This is a genomic window from Burkholderia sp. Ac-20345, from assembly GCF_017104825.1.
Lineage (GTDB): Bacteria > Pseudomonadota > Gammaproteobacteria > Burkholderiales > Burkholderiaceae > Burkholderia > Burkholderia lata_B.
This window is the reverse complement of record NZ_JAAGPO010000172.1, coordinates 1-24,805: the sequence shown is the minus strand read 5'-3', so window position 1 is coordinate 24,805 and position 24,805 is coordinate 1. Positions and strand designations below refer to the sequence as shown.

The 24,805-nt window shown below is 67.5% G+C and carries 22 protein-coding genes; 17 read left to right on the top strand and 5 right to left on the bottom strand.

The window, feature by feature from the left end:
• Together G3O06_RS36830 and G3O06_RS36825 are read left to right on the top strand one after the other, a co-directional pair.
• Nucleotides 1–279, top strand: a 279-nt coding sequence (locus G3O06_RS36830; RefSeq protein WP_205819099.1) for a TOBE domain-containing protein, incomplete at its 5' end; no start/stop codon positions are given.
• A gap of 73 nt (nucleotides 280–352) precedes the next feature.
• A complete protein-coding gene (locus G3O06_RS36825) occupies nucleotides 353–1,258 on the top strand; it encodes an SMP-30/gluconolactonase/LRE family protein (protein ID WP_205819098.1) in 906 nt (301 codons plus the stop codon).
• Nucleotides 1,259–1,280: 22 nt separating this feature from the next.
• On the opposite strand, the gene G3O06_RS36820 is transcribed toward G3O06_RS36825, so the two are convergent.
• Nucleotides 1,281–2,276: a LacI family DNA-binding transcriptional regulator gene (locus G3O06_RS36820; protein ID WP_254608018.1), complete on the bottom strand. Its 996-nt coding sequence runs from the start codon at nucleotides 2,274–2,276 to the stop codon at nucleotides 1,281–1,283.
• A gap of 319 nt (nucleotides 2,277–2,595) precedes the next feature.
• Between G3O06_RS36820 and G3O06_RS36815 the strand changes: the two genes are divergently transcribed.
• The 6 genes from G3O06_RS36815 to G3O06_RS36790 all read left to right on the top strand — a co-directional run bounded on the left by G3O06_RS36815 (nucleotide 2,596) and on the right by G3O06_RS36790 (nucleotide 8,171).
• A complete protein-coding gene (locus G3O06_RS36815) occupies nucleotides 2,596–3,717 on the top strand; it encodes a porin (protein WP_174980444.1) in 1,122 nt (373 codons plus the stop codon).
• A gap of 49 nt (nucleotides 3,718–3,766) precedes the next feature.
• Nucleotides 3,767–4,897: a 2-dehydro-3-deoxygalactonokinase gene (locus tag G3O06_RS36810; protein WP_205819097.1), complete on the top strand. Its 1,131-nt coding sequence runs from the start codon at nucleotides 3,767–3,769 to the stop codon at nucleotides 4,895–4,897.
• A 2-nt stretch (nucleotides 4,898–4,899) separates the two neighbouring features.
• On the top strand, nucleotides 4,900–6,678 hold the full coding sequence (locus G3O06_RS36805; protein ID WP_205819096.1) for a right-handed parallel beta-helix repeat-containing protein: 1,779 nt from the start codon (nucleotides 4,900–4,902) through the stop codon (nucleotides 6,676–6,678).
• 161 nt (nucleotides 6,679–6,839) lie between these two features.
• Nucleotides 6,840–7,319 (top strand): universal stress protein, encoded by a 480-nt coding sequence (locus G3O06_RS36800; protein ID WP_174980441.1) that lies wholly within the window; start codon nucleotides 6,840–6,842, stop codon nucleotides 7,317–7,319.
• A gap of 15 nt (nucleotides 7,320–7,334) precedes the next feature.
• Nucleotides 7,335–7,526, top strand: a complete 192-nt coding sequence (locus G3O06_RS36795; protein ID WP_205819095.1) for a DUF2964 family protein — start codon at nucleotides 7,335–7,337, stop codon at nucleotides 7,524–7,526.
• An 87-nt stretch (nucleotides 7,527–7,613) separates the two neighbouring features.
• Nucleotides 7,614–8,171 (top strand): hypothetical protein, encoded by a 558-nt coding sequence (locus G3O06_RS36790; protein ID WP_205819094.1) that lies wholly within the window; start codon nucleotides 7,614–7,616, stop codon nucleotides 8,169–8,171.
• 40 nt (nucleotides 8,172–8,211) lie between these two features.
• Here G3O06_RS36790 and G3O06_RS36785 read toward each other — a convergent pair whose 3' ends face one another.
• A complete protein-coding gene (locus G3O06_RS36785; protein WP_205819093.1) occupies nucleotides 8,212–9,396 on the bottom strand; it encodes a tetratricopeptide repeat protein in 1,185 nt (394 codons plus the stop codon).
• Between the two features lie 415 nt (nucleotides 9,397–9,811).
• Between G3O06_RS36785 and G3O06_RS36780 the strand changes: the two genes are divergently transcribed.
• The 7 genes from G3O06_RS36780 (at nucleotide 9,812) to G3O06_RS36750 (ending at nucleotide 20,463) form a co-directional block, all read left to right on the top strand.
• The gene (locus G3O06_RS36780) at nucleotides 9,812–13,576 is read left to right on the top strand and encodes a nitrate reductase subunit alpha (RefSeq protein WP_205819092.1); all 3,765 of its coding nucleotides are present in this window, start codon (nucleotides 9,812–9,814) and stop codon (nucleotides 13,574–13,576) included.
• On the top strand, nucleotides 13,573–15,102 hold the full coding sequence (narH, locus tag G3O06_RS36775) for a nitrate reductase subunit beta (protein ID WP_205819091.1): 1,530 nt from the start codon (nucleotides 13,573–13,575) through the stop codon (nucleotides 15,100–15,102). The genes G3O06_RS36780 and narH overlap by 4 nt, the downstream gene beginning before the upstream one ends.
• Nucleotides 15,102–15,797: a nitrate reductase molybdenum cofactor assembly chaperone gene (narJ, locus tag G3O06_RS36770; protein WP_205819100.1), complete on the top strand. Its 696-nt coding sequence runs from the start codon at nucleotides 15,102–15,104 to the stop codon at nucleotides 15,795–15,797. The genes narH and narJ overlap by 1 nt, the downstream gene beginning before the upstream one ends.
• 26 nt (nucleotides 15,798–15,823) lie before the next feature.
• A complete protein-coding gene (narI, locus tag G3O06_RS36765; protein WP_205819090.1) occupies nucleotides 15,824–16,507 on the top strand; it encodes a respiratory nitrate reductase subunit gamma in 684 nt (227 codons plus the stop codon).
• A gap of 10 nt (nucleotides 16,508–16,517) precedes the next feature.
• Nucleotides 16,518–17,303, top strand: coding sequence for a peptidylprolyl isomerase (locus G3O06_RS36760; RefSeq protein WP_205819089.1), 786 nt, complete (start codon nucleotides 16,518–16,520; stop codon nucleotides 17,301–17,303).
• A 15-nt stretch (nucleotides 17,304–17,318) separates the two neighbouring features.
• Nucleotides 17,319–18,587 (top strand): nitrate/nitrite transporter, encoded by a 1,269-nt coding sequence (locus G3O06_RS36755; protein ID WP_205819088.1) that lies wholly within the window; start codon nucleotides 17,319–17,321, stop codon nucleotides 18,585–18,587.
• Nucleotides 18,588–18,726: 139 nt separating this feature from the next.
• Nucleotides 18,727–20,463, top strand: a complete 1,737-nt coding sequence (locus G3O06_RS36750; protein ID WP_205819087.1) for a phage integrase family protein — start codon at nucleotides 18,727–18,729, stop codon at nucleotides 20,461–20,463.
• Nucleotides 20,464–20,554: 91 nt separating this feature from the next.
• On the opposite strand, the gene G3O06_RS36745 is transcribed toward G3O06_RS36750, so the two are convergent.
• A complete protein-coding gene (locus G3O06_RS36745; RefSeq protein ID WP_205819086.1) occupies nucleotides 20,555–21,121 on the bottom strand; it encodes an SMI1/KNR4 family protein in 567 nt (188 codons plus the stop codon).
• 284 nt (nucleotides 21,122–21,405) lie between these two features.
• On the opposite strand from G3O06_RS36745, the gene G3O06_RS36740 reads away from it, so the two are divergent.
• Together G3O06_RS36740 and G3O06_RS36735 are read left to right on the top strand one after the other, a co-directional pair.
• The gene (locus tag G3O06_RS36740; protein WP_174969692.1) at nucleotides 21,406–21,729 is read left to right on the top strand and encodes a TfoX/Sxy family protein; all 324 of its coding nucleotides are present in this window, start codon (nucleotides 21,406–21,408) and stop codon (nucleotides 21,727–21,729) included.
• Nucleotides 21,730–21,818: 89 nt separating this feature from the next.
• Nucleotides 21,819–22,730, top strand: a complete 912-nt coding sequence (locus G3O06_RS36735) for a hypothetical protein (RefSeq protein ID WP_174998390.1) — start codon at nucleotides 21,819–21,821, stop codon at nucleotides 22,728–22,730.
• A gap of 30 nt (nucleotides 22,731–22,760) precedes the next feature.
• On the opposite strand, the gene G3O06_RS36730 is transcribed toward G3O06_RS36735, so the two are convergent.
• Together G3O06_RS36730 and G3O06_RS36725 are read right to left on the bottom strand one after the other, a co-directional pair.
• Nucleotides 22,761–23,912, bottom strand: coding sequence for a branched-chain amino acid ABC transporter substrate-binding protein (locus G3O06_RS36730; protein ID WP_174969656.1), 1,152 nt, complete (start codon nucleotides 23,910–23,912; stop codon nucleotides 22,761–22,763).
• Nucleotides 23,913–23,948: 36 nt separating this feature from the next.
• On the bottom strand, nucleotides 23,949–24,805 hold an 857-nt coding region (locus G3O06_RS36725), incomplete at its 5' end, for an FAD-dependent oxidoreductase (RefSeq protein ID WP_205819085.1).

Below are 24,805 nucleotides of genomic sequence, written 5' to 3'. Positions count from 1 at the left end.
GACGCCGCGCGCGCATGGCCGTCGGGTTCGCTGCAGCTCGGTATCCGGCCCGAGAACCTCACGGTCGGCGCGCCCGGCACGGGGCTCGACGGGCGCGTCACGCACGCCGAGCACCTGGGCGACGCGACGATCGTCTATGTCGAGCTTGCGGGCCACGACCGGCCGCTGTCGGTGCGGCAGAACCGCGATGCGTACACGGTCGCGGCAGGGCAGCCGGTCGGCGTGCGCGTCGACATGCGGCACGCGCACTTCTTCGACGACGCGGGCCGCGCGCTCTGAGTCCGGCCCGGCCGGCAGGTTCCGTCCGCCGTACTGGCGGGCGGCCGAACGCATGCATAAAAACAGAATTTCGATGACGACAGTAAAACTGGTACAGGGCGCGAACGCGATCCTGGGAGAGGGCCCGCTCTGGTGCGAACGCTCGGCGTCGCTCTACTGGATCGACATCAAGCGCACCGCGCTCTATCGCTACACGCCCGGTCACGGGCAGACAGGCTTCTGGCTGTTGCCGGAGCTGGCAGGTTGCGTCGCGAGCGTCGACGACGGGCGGCTGCTCGTCGCGCTCAAGAGCGGCCTGCACCTGTTCGATCCCGCGCACGGCACGCTAGAACGGCTGGCCGACGCCGCCCATGCACGGCCGTCGCTGCGCTACAACGATGGCGCGGTGGATGCGCGCGGCCGCTTCTGGGTCGGCACGATGGCCGACGACGGTGACGGCCCCGGCGATCTGCATTGCTTCGCGCATGCGCGTGCGTCGCGCGTCGCGGTGGCCGGCTTCGCATGTGCGAACGGGATGGGCTGGAGCCCGGACGGCTCGACGATGTACGTCACCGATTCCGGCCGCCGCACGATCTTCGCGTACGACTTCGACGTCGATGCCGCACGGTTATCGAATGCGCGGCCGTTCGCGACGTTCGGCGACGCACGCGGCGTGCCGGACGGGCTCGCGGTCGATGCGGAAGGCGGCGTGTGGTCGGCAATCTGGGATGGCTGGCGGCTGCATCGCTATGCGCCGGACGGCGCGCTCGACAGGGTCGTCGAGATGCCGGTGCAGCGGCCGACCAGCGTCGCGTTCGGCGGTGCCGATCGCGCGACGCTGTTCGTCACGTCCGCATCGGTCAACGTAAGTGCGGACGGGCTGCTGCGCGGGCCGCTCGCGGGCAGCCTGTTCGAGACGCGCCCGGGCGTGGCCGGGCTCGAGCAGCATTGCGTCGCGCGCGCGTGGCTGGGTGACGCGGTCGCGGCCGTGCCGCGTTGATCAGGCAGTAAGAGGCAAGCGCTCAGCGGCGGCGCGCGTCGCGCGGCCGCACCGTCGATTCGCGCACGACGAGCCGCGCATCGAGCATCGTATGCGGATCGGGCGACTTGCCCGCGAGCGCGTCGAGCAGCGTCGTCATCGCGACTTCGCCCGCGCGCTCGGTTTCGGTGTCGATCGACGTCAGCGTGGGCGACGTGAGCTTGCCGAGTTCGAGGTTGTCGAAGCCGCACACGGCGACGTCGTGCGGGATCGCGATGCCGAGCCGTTCGGCTTCCTTGATGAAGCCGGCGGCAATCATGTCGTTGTAGCAGATCACCGCATCGGGCGGCTCGGCCGACAGCATCACCGACGCGCATACGCGCTCGCCGTCGGCAACCGTCGCGCGCGGCACGCTGAAGGTACGCAGCGGCAGGCCGGCACGCGCGAGCACCTGCTCGGCGCCGGCGCGGCGTTCGTCGTCGCCGCGCGCGTTGGGCAGGCTGATGTATGCGAAGCGCTGGTATTTCTCCATCAGCAGGTGCTGCGCGAGCATCTCGCCGGCGCGGACCGGATCCGAGTACAGCGTGAGCAGGCCGTCGCGCGGCGCGGAACCGACCGCGACCACCGGCTTGCCGAGGCTCGCGGTCCAGCGCAGGTCGTCGTCGGGCATGCTGGTGTTCAGGATCAGCCCGTCGACGCGCCGGCTGAGTTTCGTCAGCGCCGGCCGTTCGCCCTTGCGGTTCTCGTCGGCATCGACGATCAGGACGACGAAGTCGTTGCGCTGCGCGATCCGGTTCACGCCCTTCACCATCGCGGTGAAGTACGGGTTGAGAATGTCCTGGATCACCACGCCGACCGCGCCCGTCTGGCCGGTGGCCATCGAGCGCGCGAGCGGGTTCGACTCGTAGCCGAGCTGCTCGATCGCTTCGGCAATGCGGCGCTCGACGTCGGGCGAGAAGCGCTTCGTCTTGTTGATGAACTTCGAGACGGTTCCGATGGAGACGCCTGCAGCGGCGGCGACTTCGTTGATCTTGGCCACGATGAAAGTGAGTGTCAGTGCATTTTGCCGGCGAGCATAGCATGCGCGCCGGCGGCGGCGACCGTGCGGCGGCATCGGAGGCATGCCGCGCGATCGGACTCGGTAGTATCCCTTGGAGGGCCAGAATTTTCTTGAAAATGCGCAACTGCGCGCCGACAATGAAAGCGCTTTCCCTTTTTCGCGAGCATAGCACGCGCGCATTCCGTCGGAGATATAACGGAAAACGACGCACGACAACCGCCGCGAAATTTTTTTGCCGTAGAGGGAAAGCGTTTTCCCAATCAGGCGAGACGTGAACGAAAATAAGGAGGAGATCTTGATGCGACAGTATGGGTGGATCGCGGCGCTGGCATTGGCGGTGCCGGCCGTGGCGCAGGCTCAATCGAGCGTCACCGTGTGGGGGCGTGTGGGCGGCGACGTGCAGTACCTGAGCGGCGTGCAGAATGGCCCGCATTCGACGGGATCGCGCTTCTCGGAAGGCAACGACTGGGGGACGAGCATCCTCGGCATCACCGGCAAGGAGGATCTCGGCGGCGGCAACCAGGCCGTGTTCTGGCTCGAATCGTCGATCAATGCGGCGAACGGCAACTACGGCGGCGGCGTGCTGTTCCAGCGTGGCGCGTGGGTCGGCTTCAGGAACGAGCGCTACGGCTTCCTGCGGCTCGGGCAGGGCTCGTTCATCAACAGCTATATCTGGTCGTACGATCCGCTGCTCGAGGAAAACTACTCGGTCGAGTCGCTGACGTCGTACCGGAACGGCCCGAAGCTGTCGAACGGGATCCGCTACGAATCGCCGAAGTTCGGCGGCTTCTCGTTCGCGCTGCAGGCGAACCTCGGCAACAGCTCGAACGGCTGGCTGCGCGGCTCGCCGAACAACGTGGGCGCGACGGGCCTGTCCGACGGCGCGACGGTGGCCTACACGCACGGCGACTTCGAGGTGCGCGCCATCTGGAACGAGATCCGTAACCAGTACGGCCGCGAAGACAACCTGTTCACCGCGTCGCAGGAAGCGTTCATCGGCGTGCGCGACCGCTTCGGCCCCGCGCTGGTGCAGCTCGGCTATACGCGCTACAGCGCGCCCGACACGCCGGCCGGCCTGTCGCGCACCGCGAACTACTACTGGGGCGGCGTGACGTACGACGCGACGCCGTTCCTGCATCTGCAGAGCGCCGTCTATTCGATGAAGATCGACGCGGGCCAGTGGACCGCCGACCACAGCGGCGAAGGGCGCTCGACGATCATCGGCCTGGGCGCGATGTACGACCTGTCGAAGCGCACGTTCCTGTATGCGACGGCCGCGCACGTGTTCAACAGCGCGGGGGCGAACCTGGGCGTGAACCCGCAGTCGCCGGGGCTCGGCAACGGCAACGGGCTCGGTGCGTCGCCGATGCCGGGGCACGGGCAGACGGGCGTCTACGCGGGTATCGAGACGCTCTTCTGATACCGGCTTGACGAAGCATCGAGCCGCAACCGTCAAACAGAGGAATCCTATGCAAGATGCAATACCACGGCCTGGCGGCCACACGCCGGTGCCGCGCCTGATCGCACTCGACTGGGGCACGACGTCGCTGCGCGCGTACCTGATGGCGGATGCGCAGACGGTGCTCGACGAGCGGGCCGCACCGAAGGGCGTGATGCAGCTGGGCGGCGCCGGTGCCACGATCGCCGATGCGTGCGATGCGGCGTTCGACGACGTGTGCGGCGCTTGGCTCGATGCGTGGCCGGCACTGCCGGTTGTCGCGGCCGGCATGGTCGGCAGCACGCAGGGCTGGCGCGAGGCGCCGTATGCGGACGTGCCGATCGATGCGGCGCGGCTTGGCGCATCGCTGCAGACGGTGCGCGCGCGGCGTGGCGTGACCGTCCACATCGTGCCTGGGTTGATCCAGCGCGGCGAGCTGGCGAACGTGATGCGCGGCGAGGAGACGCAAATCCTCGGCGCGCTGCAGGCGGGTGGTGCGGCGCACGGTTCGGCGTCGGTCCGGTGGATCGGTCTGCCGGGCACGCATTCGAAGTGGGTCGCCGTGCTCGGCTCGCGCATCGAGCGCTTCCGCACGTTCATGACGGGCGAACTGTACGCGCTGCTGTGCACGCACAGCCTGCTCGGCCGAACGATGCGGCCGTCGGGCGGATTCGCGCGCGACGCATTCGAGTGTGGCGTGCGCGCCGCGCAGGCTGGCCATGCGACGGGGCTGCTCGCGACGATTTTCGGCAGCCGCGCGCGGCTGCTGGCCGGCGATCTGGCGCCGGACGAGCAGGCCGACTACCTGTCCGGCGTGCTGATCGGTCATGAACTCGCGGGGCTGGCCGCCGAAGACGGCGGCCCGGGTGGTGCGGCCGGCGACGACGCGCTGCGACCGATGTTGATCGGCGACGCCGCGCTATGCGCGCGTTACCGGCATGCGGCATCGCTGTTCGGCTGGCCGCCCGTCGACACGATCGACGGCGCGGCGGCAGCCGGCCTGTGGGCGCTGGCCGAGCGGGCGGGGCTGCTGCCCGCGGCAAGCGAGGAGGGGGCGCCGGTTCGTATCGACGAACCGGCTGCCGGAATGAGCGGCCGGCACGCGGATCGACCTGCGGTCGATCCGGTGCCGGATCACGAATGCCCTATTTCGGGAGACTGACTTTGAAACACTGGAAGATTGTCGCAGCGCCGCTGATCGGCGCGCTCGCAGCATGCGGTGGCGGGGAATCGGCGGACGGCGTCGCGGCCGGGCAGCAGCTTGCCGCTGCGCCCGCGGCCGAAAAGGCGGCCGATGAGACGCCCGGCACGCTGCATGTCGACTGCTCGCTCGGTTCGAACGGAACGGGATTGCCCGCGACGCTCGGCTCCGCCGCGAATCCGATCCACGATCTCGCGACACTGAACCGGATCGTGCTCACGCCCGGCATGCACGTGCGCTTCAAGCGCGGCACGACCTGCGAGGGCAGCTTCACGCCTGCACCCGGCAGTACCGGCGCGGCCGGTGCACCGATCGTCGTCGACGCGTACGGCGACCCGAAGGCGCAGCGCCCCGTCATCGCGGCCGGCTGCGCCGATGCGGCGGCCGACCCCGACCAGTCGATCACCGAGCAGCACAAGACGCCGAGCGGGTTCAGCGGCTATTACTCGCTGTGCAAGTCGGACAACCCGACCGTGAACCGCGCGGCCATCTATCTCTTCAACACCCAGTACTGGGAAATCCGCTCGCTCGAGCTGACCAACGATGCGACGACGCCCGGCGGGCGCCTTGGGCTGTATGTGCGGCTCGAGGATTACGGCACGGGCAGCCACTATCACGTCGACGATGTGTACGTGCATCACGTGCGCGGCTATCTGAAAGACGTCGCCGGCAATACGGTCGGGTCGTACAAGACGACCGGCGGGATGCTGTTCGAGGTGACGCGCGACAACGAGGTCGTCGGCACGAAGGAGAAGCGCACCGGCTTCGACGATATCGCGGTCGAGAACAGCGAGATCTACAACGTCGACGCGGTCGCGCTGTCGACCCGGTCCGCGTGGATGTGCCGGGAGGGCGGCGCGCCGTGCGGCGACTATCCGCCGTACAAGGGCAATTCGGCCTACCTGACGAATCCGGCCACGCAGGCAGCGACGGACTATTTCCCGATGACGCGCGTCGTGTTCCGTAATAACCTGATCCACAACGTCGGCGGCGACGGCATCATCGTTCGCACGGCAACCGCGCCGCAGGTCGAGGCGAATCACCTGTATGACGTCTGGATGCGTGCGCCGGGCAACAGCGCCGGTGCGTGGGCGATCAATACGGACGATGCGCTGTTCCGCTACAACGAAGTCAACGGCGTGCGGCTGCAGAACAATATCGAGGCCGGCGACGGGATGGCGTTTGACGCCGATCTCGGCACGCGCAACACGCGCGTGGCCGCGAACTTCAGCCACGACAACGACGGCGGGCTGATGCTGTTCTGCGGATGCGGTTCCGACGGGCTGGGCCACGTCGCGCAGGAGACGGGGGCGATCGTCGAGAACAACCTGAGCCTGAACGACAAGCGGCGGATCGTGTCCGCCGCGGGATCGGCCGATTCGGTCGTGCGCGACAACGTCGTGATCACGCGCACGCCGGGCCTGATCACGCCGATCGTCGAAAACCTCAGCTACGCGAACGCGTTCCAGGTGACGGGCAACCGTTTCTACAACGCATCGGACAGCGGCGCGATTTTCCGGACGAAGAATCCGCAAGGCAGTTACGCGAACCTCGTGTGGAGCGGCAACACGTACTTCGGCTATGCGGCGGATCCCGAATTCACCGGGCCGAACTATCGTCACGGCGCCCAACCCGATACGGTGCTGCCGTTCGCGGGACAGGACGTGAACGCGGTCGCCAGCGCGTGGTTGCGGGACAGCGGGTTCGACGAGCACAAGTACCGCGCGCCGCACGCACGATGATGCAAAGGCCTCCGGCGCGGGGCGGCGCCCTGCGTCGGCTGGTCGCAGCTCGAATGCCGGCGCGACTTGATCGGCATCAACATTCGAACGAGCCATCCGCCGATGATGGTGACAGGCCGCGCGCGATCAGACGCGCGGCAAATCACCCCAGCGAGGTTCGCATGTACAAGAAGATCATGGTGGCCGTCGACGGCAGCGCTTCATCGAAACAGGCGCTTGCCGAGGCAGTGAAGGTCGCGCTGGCAGGCGACGCGCACGTCAGCGTCGTGTACGTGGTGGACAAGTCGGTGCTGTTCACCTACGCAGGCCGTTTCGACCCGCACGCACTGGTCGAGGAAATCCGCGACGACGGGCGCAAGGTGTTGCGCGAAGCCGAGCAGATCCTCGCGCTGGCCGGTGCGAAGGGCGAGGCCGAACTCGTCGAGACCGAAAGCATCGGCGAGGACATCGCGGAACGTCTGCAGCGCTATGTGAAGGAATGCGGGAGCGATCTCGCGGTGGTCGGCACGCACGGGCGGCGCGGGATCCGGCGCGTGTTGCTCGGCAGCGTCGCCGAGCGCTTCGTGCGCGGCTCGAAGTGCCCGGTGCTGCTGATTCGCGGCGACGATGACGACGTCGCGGCCGCCGCTGCGGCTGCTTGACGCGGCGGGTGCGCGATGATAAGCCGCCAGTACCGGATCGTCGTCGCGGCGATCGCCGTGTTCGTGTCGCTCGCGGGAATGATGGCCGTCGTGTCGGGGCTGCTGTTCGACAGCACGACGGCGCTGCGCGGCGGCGCGATCGCGTTGGTCGTCGGCGTGGCCGGCTTCGTCGTGATGCTCAACCCGGGTGCGAAAGGCGAGGAGTGACGCGTTACGTTGCATCTATCCTTGAAGGAATGCGCGCAGGCGCTATAGTGCTCGAAGAACGACAACAACAACGAGCGCACGATAAAAATGAAAACGAGGGACCTTGCGGCGGTCGGCGTCGTCATCGGCGTGGCCGTGCTGCCTGTATCGTCTTTGGCCGGAACGGCGGCGCCGGCCGGCTTCGGTTCGCATGCGTCGTCCGATGCATCGGCGGCGAGCGCTTCCGGCGCACCCGCGCAGCACTCGGCCGCGGACCGCTACGGCGATCACTCGACGGATTTCACCGATACGATCGGCGGCATCGATTCGCAAGGTGACGGTATCCGCGACGACGTCAGGAAATATATCGACGATCAATACGCGGACCCGGTGCAGCGCGCGGCGATGCGGCGCTATGCGGCCGCGCAGCGCGATTTCATGACGCACGGCGATACGCGCACTCGCGCGGTCGAAGGCTTGACGCGCGTATTCCGTTCGCTCGAATGCGTCAGGAAGCTGATGGGGCAGCCAGGTATCAATCAGTCGAAGATCATTGCTGCGATGATGTCGAACACGAAGCAGCGCTTCGTCGCCAACGGTCATGCGATGGCGAATGCGTCCGGGAACGTCTACATGCTGTCCCGCGACAATCCATGCAAGCCGTGACCGGCGTTGTCCCGACGATCACGGCTCGCGACACATACCGTTACGTGCCGCTTGTACCGGGCGCCGCCGCGCTGTCCGGGCCTGCCTGCACGTTCAGCCGCTTCAACGTTTCCGCCAACTCCCCGTTCTTCGGCTGAACCTTCCGCGCCTGCGCGAACACATCGCGCGCTTCATCCTGGCGGCCCAGTTTCCACAGCACTTCGCCCTTGTGCGTCAGCCCGGTCGCATGGGCTTCGCTTGCGTCCTTGTCCGTGTCGCCGTCTTTCGCGAAGATCGCGATCGAGCGGTCGAACCACGTCAGTGCCTCGTCGTTGCGGCCGAGGCGATACAGCGCCCAACCCTTGCTGTCGAGCGCATACGCATCGTTCGGCGATTCCGCGAGATGCGCGTCGATCATCGCGAGCCCGCGCTCGACCGCGACGCCGGCGTCGGCGAGCCGGTAGCCGATGTCGTTCAGGCGATCGTCGGGAATCCTGTCTAGATCGAGCGCGGCGGCCACGCGGCCCGCGTCGCGTTCGGCGATCGCGAGCGACAGCAGCTTGGCGACGATCTGCTGCCGCAATTCGCTGCTGATCCGGTCGCCGTTGGCGACCAGGCTGCCGAGGTATTGCGTGTACAGGTCAGGCGCACCCGGGGCGTTCGCGCTGTTCGCGATGGTCATACCCGGGCCCGCGCACCAGTCGGTGTCGGCCGTCCCGGCCAGCGCGCCGGCGTAAAGATTGACGTTTCGCGGCGTGCGCGATTGCGCGTAGTAGGTGTAGCCGTTCGCATCGGAATAGCCGCACGCGAGATATTCGTTCTCCACGTCCAGCACGTACGGGAAATGGCCGATCGGTTCCGAGCCGCCCGGCTCGACCAGCCGGAACGATTCGCCCAGATCGCCGTCGCCGACGATCGGGTTGAACACCCACTGCTTCTCCGGATGCCATTTCGGCAGCCGGACCCGGACGGTGCGCCCGGCCGCGTCGGTCGTGCCGAAGATCACGCTGTCATGCTGATCCGGCTTGACGGGCAGCCCCGCGATGACCTGACCGGGCAGGAACAGCCGGTAGCGCGCATTCGGCAGCGGCTGGTGCGTGACGGGGTCGCGCAGCACGAACTGGTGAACGTAAGCGCCTTTTCCGAACGACGCGGTCGGCGCGACGTAGGTGCGCGCGTAGGCGGCGGGCAGGGCGGTACAGCTCAAGGCCGCGGCAACGAGCGCGGCGAGAAGGCGGGATGTCATGAAATGGCGGTTCTTGTTGGTAAAGGTGTTATTGACCGACGGCCGGAAATGCCCTGAACGAACCGCGCGACCTTCGATATCCCGAAGCGAATACCGATACGGATGGCCGGATCGTCCAGCGCAATTCAATGCGGATCTCGCCCGCCGCAACGTGATGCGGGGAAGCGGCGGACGGATGACGCGGGAATGCAGTGCGCAGCATAGCAGGCTGCTCGCTCCCCATTTGGTTTCGTTGTTTCGCCCGAATCAACGATATCGTGATTTGTATCAAGTCATGATATGTCGATCCACACGACAATCGATTCGAGCACGGTGAAAAGCGCGAAACGATCGCGATTCAATCGACCTTTACATCCGCTATTTCACCTCCTTAAATAATCAGGGTCTGCCAAAAGACCGGAAAAACGAGATCCCCATGAGCCATTTCCTGGACAGATTGCGTTATTTCTCCACCACGAGGCCACGCTTCTCCGACGGACACGGTGCCGTCACGGAAGAAGACCGAAAATGGGAAGACGGCTACCGGATGCGCTGGCAGCACGACAAGATCGTCCGCTCGACCCATGGCGTGAACTGCACGGGCTCGTGCTCGTGGAAGGTCTATGTGAAAGGCGGGATCGTCACCTGGGAAACCCAGCAGACCGACTATCCGCGTACGCGCCCCGACATGCCGAACCACGAGCCGCGCGGCTGCTCGCGCGGTGCGTCGTACTCCTGGTATCTGTATAGCGCGAACCGCCTCAAGCATCCGATGGTGCGCAGCGCGCTCGTGAAGCTGTGGCGGGAGCGCCGTCGCACGCTTGGGCCCGTCGAAGCGTGGCGCTCGATCGTCGAGGACGACGAAGCACGCCGTTCGTACCAGAGCCGGCGCGGGCTCGGCGGCTTCGTGCGCGCGAACTGGGACGAGGTCAACGAGATCGTCGCGGCCGCGAATGTCCACACTGTGAAGCAGCACGGCCCCGATCGCGTGGTCGGCTTCTCGCCGATTCCGGCGATGTCGATGGTGTCGTATGCGGCAGGTTCGCGCTACCTGTCGCTGATCGGCGGCGTGTGCCTGAGCTTCTACGACTGGTATTGCGACCTGCCGCCTGCGTCGCCGCAGACCTGGGGCGAGCAGACCGACGTGCCGGAATCGGCCGACTGGTACAACTCGACGTTCATCATGATGTGGGGCTCCAATGTCCCGCAGACGCGCACGCCCGACGCGCACTTCCTCGTCGAGGCACGCTATCGCGGCACCAAGGTCGTGTCGGTGTTCCCCGACTACTCGGAAGGCGCGAAGTTCGGCGATCTGTGGCTGCACCCGAAGCAGGGCACCGACGCGGCGCTCGCGCTCGCGATGGGGCATGTGATCCTGAAGGAATTCCATCTCGCCGGGAAGAGCGACTACTTCGTCGACTACTGCAAGCGCTATACCGACATGCCGTGCCTCGTGCGCCTCGTGCCGCACGGCGACGGCTACGTACCCGAACGCCTCGTGCGCGCCTCCGACTTCGACGATGCGCTCGACGAGGCCGCGCATCCGGACTGGAAGACCGTGATGATCGACGACGCGACCGGCGAGTTCGTCGTGCCGGTCGGCTCGGTGGGCTTCCGCTGGGGGCAGCAGGACGACGCCGACAAGGGCAAGTGGAACCTGCGCGGCGAGACATCGAAGGGTGCGGCACTCGCGCCGCGGCTGTCGTGCACGGCCGAGCACGACGAAGTCGTCGACGTGCTGTTCCCGTACTTCGGCAACCAGCCGCACGCGCATTTCAATTCGACGCAGCACACGTCCGAGTTGTCGCGCCGGATCGGCGTGCGGCGCATCGCGACGCGCAACGGCGATATGCTCGTCGCGACCGTCTACGACCTGTTCGTCGCGAACTACGGGCTCGACCAGGGCCTCGGCGGCCGCGACGTGGCTGCGAGCTACGACGACGACCTGCCTTACACGCCGGCCTGGCAGGAAGCGATCACCGGCGTGAAGCGTGCGGACGTGATCTCGGTCGCGCGGCAGTTCGCGGAGAACGCGCACAAGACGCAGGGCAAGTCGATGGTGATCATCGGCGCGGGGATCAATCACTGGTTCCACATGGACATGTCGTACCGCGCGATCATGAACATGCTGATCATGTGCGGCTGCGTCGGCAAGCCGGGCGGCGGCTGGTCGCACTACGTGGGCCAGGAGAAGCTGCGCCCGCAGACGGGCTGGACGGCGCTGTCGGGCGCGCTCGACTGGAGCCGGCCGCCGCGCCAGATGAATTCGACTTCGTTCTTCTACGCGCACACCGACCAGTGGCGCTACGACCCGATGGACCCGGCCACGCTGCTGTCGCCGCTCGCGGACAAGTCGAAGTTTCACGGCGCGCCGATCGACTACAACGTACGCGCGGAACGGATGGGCTGGCTGCCGTCCGCGCCGCAGCTCGCGGTGAATCCGTTGAAGGTCGGCGCGGCGCTCGGCGATCCCGCGCATGCCGGTGCGGAGGTGGCTCGGCAACTGAAGGCGGGCATGCTGAAGATGGCGAGCGAGGACCCGGATGCGCCGGAGAACTTCCCGCGCAACCTGTTCGTGTGGCGGTCGAACCTGCTCGGCTCGTCGGGCAAGGGGCATGAATACTTCCTGAAGCACCTGCTCGGCACCACCCACGGCGTGCAGGGCGAGGATCTCGGTGCGACGGGCGGCAAGCGCCCCGAGGAAGTGACGTGGCATGACGACGCGCCGCGCGGCAAGCTCGACCTGCTCGTGACGCTCGACTTCCGGATGTCGACGACCTGCATGTACTCGGACGTCGTGCTGCCCACCGCGACGTGGTACGAGAAGGACGACATGAACACGTCCGACATGCATCCGTTCATTCACCCGCTGTCGGCGGCCGTCGATCCCGCGTGGGAATCGAAGAGCGACTGGGAGATCTTCAAGGGGATCGCGAAGCGCTTCTCCGAGCTGTGCGACGGGCATCTGGGTGTCGAACGCGACGTCGTGCTCGCACCGATCGCGCACGACACGCCGGGCGAGCTCGCGCAACCGTTCGACGTGCAGGACTGGAAGCGCGGCGAATGCGAGCCGGTGCCGGGCCGCACGATGCCGAATGTGACCGTCGTCGAGCGCGATTATCCGAACACCTACGCGCGCTTCACGTCGCTCGGGCCGCTGATGGACAAGCTCGGCAACGGCGGCAAGGGCATCGGCTGGGACACGAAGGATGAAGTGAAGCTGCTCGGCGAGCTCAACTACAAGGTGGCCGACGGCGCGGCGCGAGGGCGCCCGCGCATCGACACGGCGCTCGACGCGGCCGAGGTGATCCTCGCGCTCGCGCCCGAGACCAACGGCGAAGTGGCGGTGAAGGCATGGCGCGCGCTGTCCGGCATCACGGGCATCGACCATACGCACCTGGCCGCCGCGCGCGCGGACGAGAAGATCCGCTTCCGCGACATCCAGGCGCAGCCGCGCAAGATCATCTCGTCGCCGACGTGGAGCGGGATCGAATCCGAGCACGTGTCGTACAACGCCGGCTACGTGAACGTGCACGAGCTGGTGCCGTGGCGCACGATGACCGGCCGCCAGCAGCTCTATCAGGACCATGCGTGGATGCGCGCGTTCGGCGAATCGCTGTGCGCGTACAAGCCGCCGGTCGATACGGGCAGTTACGCGCACATGGTCGGCACGCGTTCGAACGGCAACCCCGAGCGCGTGCTGAACTTCCTGACGCCGCACCAGAAGTGGGGGATCCACAGCACCTACACGGACAACCTGCTGATGCTGACGCTGTCGCGCGGCGGCCCGATCGTGTGGATGTCGGAGGACGATGCGAAGGCGATCGGCGCGGTCGATAACGACTGGATCGAGTGCTACAACTCGAACGGCGCGTTGTGCGCGCGGGCCGTGGTCAGCCAGCGGATCCCTTCCGGGATGGTGATGATGTACCACGCGCAGGAAAAGATCGTGAACACGCCGGGCTCCGAGATCACCGGCACGCGCGGCGGCATCCACAACTCGGTCACGCGCATCGCGCTGAAGCCGACGCACATGATCGGCGGCTACGCGCAGCTCGCGTACGGCTTCAACTACTACGGCACCGTCGGCTCGAATCGCGACGAGTTCCTGATCGTGCGCAGGATGAACAGGATCGACTGGCTCGACGGCGAAGCAGCCGCCACGGTGACACACGGTGCCCGCGAAGGAGAAACGTCATGAAGGTACGCGCACAGATCGCGATGGTGCTGAACCTCGACAAGTGCATCGGCTGCCATACCTGCTCGGTGACCTGCAAGAACGTGTGGACGAGCCGCGAAGGGATGGAATACGCGTGGTTCAACAACGTCGAGACGAAACCGGGCATCGGCTACCCGAAGGACTGGGAGAACCAGGACCGCTGGCGCGGCGGCTGGAAACGGCGTGCCGACGGCAAGATCGAGCCGCGTCTCGGCAGCAAGTGGCGGCTGCTCGCGCAGATCTTCGCGAATCCGCACCTGCCCGAGATCGACGATTACTACGAGCCGTTCACGTTCGACTACGCACATCTGCAGGAAGCGGGCAATACGCGCGCAATGCCGGTCGCGCGACCGCGTTCCGTGATCAGCGGCCAGCGGCTCGAGAAGATCGAATGGGGGCCGAACTGGGAAGAAATCCTCGGCGGCGAGTTCGAGAAGCGCGCGAAAGACACCAACTTCGAAGGGGTGCAGAAGGAGATCTACGGGCAGTTCGAGAACACCTTCATGATGTACCTGCCGCGCCTGTGCGAGCACTGCCTGAACCCGGCGTGCGTCGCGTCGTGCCCGTCGGGCTCGATCTACAAGCGCGAGGAAGACGGCATCGTGCTGATCGACCAGGACAAGTGCCGCGGCTGGCGCATGTGCGTGTCGGGCTGCCCGTACAAGAAGATCTACTACAACTGGCAGAGCGGCAAGGCCGAGAAGTGCATCTTCTGCTATCCGCGCATCGAGGCCGGCCAGCCGACCGTGTGCTCGGAAACCTGCGTGGGCCGCATCCGCTATCTCGGCGTGCTGCTGTACGACGCCGACCGGATCAGCGAGGCGGCCAGCGCCGAAAACGAGCAGGATCTGTACGAAGCGCAACTGTCACTGTTTCTCGATCCGGACGATCCGGCCGTGATCGCGCAGGCCGAGCGCGACGGCGTGCCGGCCGCGTGGATCGACGCCGCGCGGCGTTCGCCGACCTACAAGATGGCGATCGACTGGAAGATCGCGTTCCCGCTGCATCCGGAATACCGGACGCTGCCGATGGTGTGGTACGTGCCGCCGCTGTCGCCGATCAACGCGGCCGCCAATAGCGGTGAGCTCGGGATGAACGGCTACCTGCCCGACGTCGAATCGCTGCGCATCCCGCTGCGCTACCTCGCGAACCTGCTGACGGCCGGCGACGAGGCGCCCGTGAAGCTCGCGCTCGAACGGCTGCTCGCGATGCGCGCGTTCATGCGTGCGCGTCACGTGGACGGTATCGACGCGCGCGGCGTGCTCGACCAGGTCGGGCTGTCGCTCGCGCAGGTCGAGGAGATGTACCGCTATCTCGCGATCGCGAACTACGAGGATCGTTTCGTGATCCCGACCACGCACCGCGAGTACGCGGAGAACGCCTACGACCTGCGCGCGTCGTGCGGCTTCTCGTTCGGCAACGGCTGTTCGGACGGCCGCTCCGAGGCGAGCCTGTTCAGCCCGAGGAAGGGCAACAAGACGATTCCGATCCACGAGGCTTCCCGATGATGAGTACCGCACCCGATCCGACCTACGCGGCGCTCGCGGCGCTGCTCGACTATCCCGACGAGTCGCTCGTCGCCGCGCTCGACTCGATCGACGCGCATCTGCGCGAGCACGCGCGCCTGCCGAAAGCGGTGCGCGCGGGCCTCGACCGGTTCCTGGCGTACGTGCGCGAGCGCGACCTGCTGACGCTGCAGGAGAACTACGTCGGGCTGTTCGATCGCGGCCGCGCGACGTCGCTGTACCTGTTCGAGCACGTGCACGGTGAATCGCGCGACCGCGGGCAGGCGATGGTTGACCTGCTGCAGATGTACGAGCGAAACGGGCTGTTCCTGAACCAGGGCGAACTGCCCGACTACCTGCCCGTGTTCCTCGAATACCTGTCGCGGCTGCCGGCGCCCGATGCACGCAAGCTGCTCGCGGAAACCGGCGAGATCCTGAGCGCGCTGGCCGGCCAGCTCGCGCAGCGCGGCAGCCATTACGGTTTCGTCGTCGGTGCGCTGCTGCCGATGGCCGGCCTCGCACCGGCCGACGCGCCGGATGCCACCGCGGACGACGTGGCCGCCGAGCGGCCGAGCGCCGCCGACTACCGCGCGCTCGACGCGTCGTATGCGGACGAGGCCGTGCGCTTCGTCGGCGCGGCCACGCCGGCGGAGGAACCGGTGCGCTTCTACGATCAACGGCCTGCGCCGCGCGCATAGGCGCGTCGGTCCAACAGGGGAAAGCCATGAACGATTACCTGCATCAATTCCTGTTCGGGATCTATCCGTACATCTGTCTCGCCGTGCTGCTGCTGGGCAGCCTGATCCGCTTCGACCGCGAGCAGTACACGTGGAAAAGCGATTCGTCGCAGCTGTTGCGCCACGGCATGCTGCGGCTCGGCAGCAACCTGTTCCACTGGGGCGTGCTGGTCGTCGTGCTCGGGCACTTCGGCGGCTTTCTCGCGCCGCACTGGCTCGTGTCGCCGTTCCTGTCGGCGTCCGGGCACCAGCTCGTCGCGATGGTGGCGGGCGGGGCGGCCGGCGTCGCGGCGATCATCGGGCTGACGATCCTGATCTGGCGGCGCCTGGGCGACCCGCGCATCCGCCGCAACAGCCGCAAGTCTGACATCCTGATCGTGCTGATGTTGTGGGTGCAGCTCGCGCTGGGGCTCGGCACCGTCGTGCTGTCGACGCGCCACATGGACGGCGCAATGTTCGAGCAGTTGACCGATTACGTGAAGGGCGTCGTCACGTTCCGGCCGGACATCGCGAGCCTGCTCGTCGGCGTGCCGCTGACGTACCGGCTGCATATCCTGCTCGGCTTCACGATCTTCCTCGTGTCGCCGTTCACGCGGATGGTGCACATCTGGAGCGGCATCGCGTCGGTCGCGTACCTGATCCGCCCGTACCAGCTCGTGCGCAAGCGCTGAGGAGTTCACCATGAACGACGTTCTCACAGAAGCACCGGTCGCGCTGCGCATCAACGGCGTCGCGATCGATGACGACGCGGTCGCGGCCGAAGCCGCGCATCACGGCGACGCGCCCGATCCGCTCGACGCCGCACGGCGCGCGCTCGCGGTGCGCGAACTGCTGCGGCAGCGCGCGGTGTCGCTCGCGCTGCTCGACGAAGGTGTGCCGCTCGACGATGCGGCCGTCGACGCGTTGCTCGACCGCGAGCTCACGCACGTGCCCGAACCCGATCGCGCGGATTGCGAGCGCTATTACGCGCAGCATCCGGCGCGCTTTCGCCGCAACGACATCGTCTATGCGAGCCACGTGCTGTTCGCGATGACGGACCGCGTGCCGCTCGCGCCGCTGCGGCAGCGCGCGGAAGCCGCGCTCGCTGATGTGGTGGCTGCGCCCGATACGTTCGAAGCGGTCGCGCGCGCTTCGTCGAACTGCCCGTCGGCGGAAGTCGGCGGCAGCCTCGGGCAGCTGCTGCGCGGCGACACGGTGCCGGAATTCGAGGCCGCGCTGTTCGACACCGACGGCCTCGGTGTGCTACCGAAACTCGTCAACACGCGCTTCGGTTTTCACATCGTGCGCATCGAGCGGCGCGTGCCGGGTGACCCGGTGCCGTTCGACGAAGCCGCCGCGCAGATCGCCGCGTACCTGTCGGAACGCGTGCGGGAGCGGGCAATGCGGCAGTACGTGGCGATTCTCGCGGGCGAAGCGCATGTCGAAGGCGTCGAATTCGACGGCGCGAACGGGCCGCTGGTCCAGTAAAACGGGGTTTGGCGTATGGCAACTCAACAACAAGGTAACGTGGTGCCGGCCGGCGGCGTGCCGGCGATTCCGCTGCGTGCATGGTCGGTGCTGGCCGCGAGCACGCTCGCGTTCATGGTGTGTTTCGTCGTGTGGATGATGTTCGGCGTGCTCGGCGTGCAGTTGCGCACCGATCTCGGGCTGAACAGCACGGAATTCGGTCTGCTCACGTCGACGCCGGTGCTGACCGGCGCGCTGATGCGCTTGCCGCTCGGCACGTGGACCGACCGCTTCGGCGGCCGGATCGTGATGACGGTGCTGCTCGTCGTGTGCGCGGTGCCCGTCTATATCGTCAGCTACGCGACGCAGCTCTGGCAGTTCCTGCTGATCGGGCTGTTTCTCGGTTGCGTCGGCGCGTCGTTCGCGGTCGGCACGCCGTATGTCGCGCGTTTCTTCCCGCCGCAGCGGCGCGGGCTCGCGATGGGCGTGTTCGGCGCGGGCACCTGCGGCGCGGCCGTCAACCTGTTCGTCACGCCGCTGCTGCTCAACGCGTACGGCTGGCGCTTCGTGCCGCGCGTCTATGCGGTCGCGCTGCTCGTCACGGCGGTGATCTTCTGGTTCGCGTCGGCACCGGATCCGGGCGCCGGCAAGCGCGGCGGCTCGTGGCTCGATTCGTTCAAGGTGCTGCGCGACCCGCGCGTGTGGCGGCTCTGCCAGTACTACTCGATCACGTTCGGCGGCTTCACCGCGCTGTCGCTGTGGATTCCGCAGTACCTGAAGAGCGAATACGGGATGACGCTGGTGATGGCGTCGGCGTTCGCGGCCGGCTTCTCGCTGCCGGGCTCGGTGCTGCGCGCGCTCGGCGGTGCGCTGTCCGACCGCTTCGGCGCGCACGCGGTCACATGGTGGGGGCTGTGGGTCGCGTGGATCGCGCTGTTCCTGCTGTCGTATCCGGCGACCGACTTCGTGATCCACACGATCGACGGCACCGCGACGCTGAACGTCGCGATGCCGGTGGCCGGCTTCGTTGCGCTGACCTTCGTGCTCGGCGCGGTGTTCGCGCTCGGGATGGCGTCGACCTTCAAGTACGTCGCGGACGATTTCGCGGACAACATGGGCGTCGTCACGGGCATCGTCGGGCTCGCGGGCGGGCTCGGCGGGTTCCTGCTGCCGATCCTGTTCGGCGTGTTGCTCGACCTGCTGCGCGTGCGTACGACCTGCTTCATGTTCCTGTACGGGATCGTGTGGGTGTCGCTGATCCTGATCTACCTGTCGGAAGTGCGGCGTACGCCCGTCACGGGCTGACGGGTTTTGATCGATGCGATGTGCGTGGGCGCGATGCCGGAGCGATCCGGTGTCGCGCTTCGGCGCCCGTCCGCGCATCACGCCCGGAACGCCACGCGCGACGTATCCGGCCGCGCGTGCTTCTGTCAAACTGACGCGCATGAAACCGCGCCTCGCCTCACCGCCTTCTTCCGATTCCGCGCCTGCGCCCGCAGGCTTTCCCGACGCCGACGAACTGGCCGCGCTGCGCGCGTGGTACGCAGGCATGACCGCGCGCCAGGCTGTCGAGCGCTACCTACCCGATCGTCTCGGCGAAGGGCGCTCGGCGCGCGGCGTGATCGGCGGCATCCGGCGCCGCCTCGTGCGCGTCGCGCGGCAGGTTGGCCGGCCCAATCTCGCGGAGCGACTCGGTCATTCCGACGGTGAGCGTTTACGGGAAGCGAAGGCTGCCGCCGAAGCGATCGGCCTGCTGCGTCATGCGCGCGCGCCGGTCCCGCAGATCAGCGACGACGTCGGCCTGTGGCTGCCCGCGCGCGCGGTCGTCGCGCTGCGTGCGCACGGGATCGCGACGCTGGCCGATCTCACGGTGCGGATTCCGCGCCGGCGCCAGTGGTGGCGTGCGATCGCGGGCCTCGGCGTGGCGAGTGCGCGGCACATCGAGGCGTTTTTCGCCGTGCATCCGGAGCTGACCGAACGGGCGCGCGCGCTGATCGCGGCGACGCCGCGCGGCAGCATCGTGCCGTGGGAGCAACTGAAGCTGCCGCATGAGGTCGACGGTTCGGCCGGCACGTTCCGCGCGCCGCGCGCGACCAGCACGCTCGATGCGGACAACGACTACGCGGCCGTGCACGCGTGGCTGTCGCTGCACGAATCGGCCGCGACGCGGCGGGCGTACCGGAAGGAGGCGGAGCGGCTGATCCTGTGGGCGATCGTCGAGCGCGGCCGCGCGCTGTCATCGCTGACGACCGAGGATGCGGTCGCGTATCGCGCGTTCGTGCGGCGCCCGACGCCACACGAGCGCTGGGTCGGGCCCGTGCGGCCGCGCGGCGCGCCGGACTGGCGGCCGTTCTCGGGCGCGCTGTCCGCGCGCTCGGCCGCGTATACGCTGTCGGTGCTCGGCGCGCTGTTCCGCTGGCTGATCGAGCAGCGCTACCTGCTCGCGAACCCGTTCGCGGGCGTAAAGGTGCGCGACACGCGCGGCGCGAACGCACTCGACACGTCGCATGCGTTCACCGAAGGCGAGTGGCTGCTCGTGCGCACGATCGCCGACGGGCTCGAGTTCCGCAAGGGCACGATGGCCGGTGCGCCGCAGTCGGGCTGGACGCCCGCCGCCGCGCAACGGCTGCGCTTCATTCTCGATTTCGGTTATGCGACCGGGCTGCGCGCGAGCGAACTGGTCGGCGCGACGCTCGGCGACATCGAAACCGATGCGCACGGCGACGCGTGGCTGAAGGTGATCGGCAAGGGCAGCAAGGCCGCACGTGTCGCGCTGCCGCCGCTTGCGCGCACGGGCCTCGACCGCTTTCTGGTCGCGCGCCGGCTGCCGGTCACGCCGTCGCGCTGGCGGCCCGACACGCCACTGATCCCGAGCCTCGCGGAAGACGGCGCAGCCGCGATCACGAGCGTGCGGCTGTGGAAGGTGATGCAGCGTTTCTTCGCGCAGACGGCCGATCAAGTCGATGCCGACAACCCGGCGCTCGCGCAGAAGCTGCGGCAGGCGAGCCCGCACTGGATGCGACATACGCATGCAACGCATGCGCTGGCGCGTGGCGCCGAGTTGACGACCGTGCGCGACAACCTGCGACATGCGTCGATCTCGACGACGTCGATTTACCTGCACGGCGACGATGTGAAGCGGGCGCGCCAGATGTCGAGCGCGTTTGCGGCCGACAAGTAACCGCGTCGTGCCGTAGGCGCTGCGTCCGGAGATGGGGCGCAGTCGCAATCGGCGACGCGGCGCCGCGCGTTGTTCCGTGGTCGCCGGCCGCTCAAGCGCCGGCCGGATCGTCACCCTCCGCAGCCACGCGGGCGAGCCATTCCGCAAAACTGGAGGCGACGTGTTCGCGCTGTTCGTCGTCATGCCAGACCCGGATCACTTGCCCGACCGTGCCGCCTTCCGCGGGATCGAGGTCGACGCACAGATGATTGCCGCTGCCGTCGTGCGTGAACGGAATCCACTTGAGGTTGTACCAGTCGTCGCGGATGCCGGCGGCGGGGTCGGACGTCATGTCGTCGAAGTCGCCGCCGGACACGAGCTTGTTCCAGATCGACCATTGCGCGAGGATTTCGTGCGCGCCCAGCAAGGCGTCGCTATCGGCGAAGACGGCGTCCGGATCGACTTGTCCGTCGTGCAGCCGGAGGCTTTCCAGCAGGTCGTCCGGCAGCGTCGCGCCCAGCGCGGCATGCAATGCGGCGATCGCGTGCTCCGGGGCTGGCCCGTTGAGTCCGCCGGGCAGGCGTGCCGGATCTGCAGCGATCCAGCCTTCGATGCGTTGCCAGGTGTCGCGAACGGCGGGGACGGTTGCGCCGGCAATGGATGTGTCGGGTACGTTCATCGGATTCCTTGCAGAGATGCTTCGGGGCGCGCCGTGATCCGGTCGGCTAGCCCGTGCCGCTCTCCCGGCACGTGGGCGAAGCACAATTTTTGTGAAGCGCTATTGGACGATTCACCGCGCCGTAATGCAACTGTCAGGGATGTCAGGAGGGGCGGGCGATCGTGAGCGCACGTGCCTGAGTGCGCGCTCCACCGACCAACGGATGACGCACCGCAGCGTATCCGCAATCAGGCGGAACGGTCCGGAGCACGCCAGGGTCATAACCATTTTTCAGGGAGCAGCGAATGGCATCGAGCCAAAGCACAGTGGATTTCATCGTCGAGCAGATGGCGGCGGCCGGCACGGTATCGGCGCGCAAGATGTTCGGCGAATACGGTATTTATTGCGACGGCAAGATGGCCGCGCTCGTCTGCGACGATCGGCTGTTCGTCAAGCCGACGCCCGAAGGCCGCGCGTTTCTCGGTGACTGCGAAGAGGGGCCACCGTATCCGGGTGCGAAGCCGCATCTCGTCATCTCCGGCGAGCGCTGGGACGATCGCGAGTGGCTGTCGGCACTGATCCGGATCACCGCCGCGCAGTTGCCGGTGCCGGTCAAGCGGAGCCGATAACGGCCCGCTCGCGTGCAATGTTGCGCTGCGGCCAGGCGTATTCTGTGACACATGTGCGCGACCCTCGCGCGCCAGGCGGGAGCACAAGAATGAAGACATCCGGACATCCGCGCGGCACGAGGCTTGCTCGCCGCGCCTGGCACGCGCTCGTCGCGGCCCTGTGCGTCGGCTGGAGCGCGCTGTCGTTCGGCGCGGACGATGCGGCGACGCTGCTCGAGCGTTACCGCAGCCTCGGCCCGCAACTGAAGGACAACGCGTTTCACCGGCCGCTGGTCCTCGAATCGGCGGAAGCGTCGTCGTCGCTGAAGGGCGACATCTATGCGGTGGTCGACTATCCGTACGCGGTCGTGAGCGGCCAGCTCGACGATCCGGCGCAGGGCCCGGCGAACTGGTGCGCGGTGCTGATCCTGCACCTGAACACGAAGTATTGCCATGCGTCGACCGGCAGCAACGGCCCGGTGCTCGACGTGAACCTCGGCCGCAAGATCCAGCAGAAGCTGCCGGACACCTATCGCGTGCAGTTTCGCTATCGCGTGGCGGCCGCGACGCCCGACTATTTCCAGGTCGACCTGACGGCTGACAGCGGCCCGATGGGCACGAAGGATTACCGGATCGCGCTGGAGGCCGTGCCGGTCGGCGGGTCGCGCACGTTCCTGCATCTCACGTATTCGTATGGCTTCGGCACGATGGGCCGCATGGCGATGAAGACTTACCTCGCGACCGTCGGCAGCGACAAGGTCGGCTTCACGACCGTCAGTGGCGGATCGGCCGCGCAGCCGCAGTACATCGGCGGCGTGCGCGGGCTGCTGGAGCGCAACACGATGCGCTACTACCTCGCGATCGATACGTATCTGGCGACGCTCGACAAGCCGCTCGACCAGCGCCTCGCGCGCTGGTTCGACGCGACCGAGCAGTATCCGCAGCAACTGCACGAGGTCGAGCGCGGCGCGTATATGCAGATGAAAGCGCAGGAGGTGCAGCGGCAGCAGGCGGCGCGGTGACGCCGCCTGCTGCCGACTGCTCGGCGTCGATCAGTTCGACGCGCCGCCGACCGTACGGATGCTGTGCCACTGCCCCTGTTCGACGCGGAACAGCGTGTACGGCGGCTTGATCAGGTCGCCGCGCTCGTCGAACGAGATCTTCCCGGTCACGCCGGTGACCGATACGCCGGGCAGGCTCGCGACGATCTTGGCGCGGTCGGTCGAATCGGCCTTGTGGATCGCCGCGATCATCGCGAGCGCCGCGTCGTACGCGAACGGTGCATACAGCTCGACGTCCTGGTTGAAGCGCGCCTTGTAGCGCTGCGCGAACGCGACGGCCGACGGCAGCTTGTCGAGCGCCGGCCCAGGTTCGAGATCCTGCGTGCCTTCGCCCGAGGTGCCGGCGATCTTCAGGAATGCATTGCTTTTCAATGCGCCGGCGCCGAACAGCTGCGCACGGATGCCGAGCGAGCGCATCTGCTTGACGAGCATCGCGCCTTGTTCGTCGAGCCCGCCGAAGAACAGCAGGTCGATGTTGTTGCTCTTCATCGTCGTTAGGATGCCGCGAAAATCGACGGCCTTGTCGTTCGTGTATTCGCGACCGACGACGCTGCCGTGCGCGTCCTTCACGCCTTTCTCGAACGCGTCCGCGAGCCCTTGCCCGAACGCGGTGCGATCGTCGATGATGCCGATCCGCTTCGCCTTCAGCTGCTCGACTGCGAAGCGGCCGGCCACCACGCCGCCGACGCCGTCGTGCCCCATCGTGCGGAACACGTTCTTGAAGCCCTGCATCGTCAGCTGCGGATTGGTCGAGCCCGGCGTGATCATCGCGACGTTCGCCTGCCGGTAGACGGCCGATGCGGGAATGCTGCAGCCCGAGTTGTAGTGGCCGACCACGCCGACCACGCCGTCGTCGACGAGCTTCTGCGCGACCTGGATCGCGATGCGCGGATCGGCCTGGTCGTCCTGCACGTCGAGCACGAAACGCACGGGCTTGCCGCCCACGGTCGGATGTTTCGCGTTCTCTTCGTCGAGCGCGAGTTGCGCGCCGTATTGCAGATCCTTGCCGACGCGCGCGACGGGCCCCGTCAGCGGGCCGGCGAAGCCGATCTTGATGGTCTCCGGGTCCGCGGCCTGAGCGGATGCCGCGACCGTACCGATCGAGCAGACGGCCAGCCATACCAGCCAGTTACGACGATTCATGATGCCTCCTTGCAGGGGTGGAAGTCGCGGCGCGCGTCAGAATCGCGCGGCCCGGTACGGTGTGAGGTCCAGCGGCGGCGCGCGCTGGGCGACGAGGTCGGCGACGATTTGCCCGGTGATGCCGGCGAGCGTCACGCCGAGATGCTGATGACCGAATGCATGGATCACCCGCGCGCTGCGCCGCGCGCGGCCGATGACGGGCACGCCGTCCGGCAGCGTCGGCCGGAAGCCGAGCCAGCTGCGCGTCGGGGTGCCGAGCGACGGCACGGCTTCGCGTGCGGAACGCGTGAGCAGCGCGATGAGCGACGGATTCATCGGCGCGTCGAAGCCGCCGAGTTCGACGGTGCCGGCCGCGCGCAGCCCTTCGTCGAGCGGCGTCATGTAGAAACCGCGCTCGGCCCAGCCGACCGATCGCGTGACGATCGGCTCATGCGCGCCGAACTGCACGTGGTAGCCACGCTCGGTATCGAGCGGCACCGTGTCGCCGCACGCGGCCGCGAAGGCGCGCGAACGGGCGCCGGCGGCGATGACGACGTGATCGAACGCGCGCACCGTGCCGCCCGCATGCACGTTCACGCTGTCGCCGGCAGGCTCGATCCGTTCGACCCGCGCGCGTTCGAGCGTCGCGCCGCCGGTGGCGAGGTGCGCGAACAGTTCGCCGAGGAACCCGCACGGATCGGAGAAATGCCAGCTGCCGACGAACAGCACGCCGCGCGTGAAGATCGGCGCGAGCGCGGGCTCGAGCTGACGGATCGCGCTCGCGTCGAGCGTCTCGAACGGCACGCCGAGCCGGCGCCGCAGCGCGAGCGACGGCTGCGCGGCGTCGAACGACGCCTGCCGCGCATACAGGTACAGGCATTCGCGCGGCCGCACGAACGCCGCGAGCCGCGAGA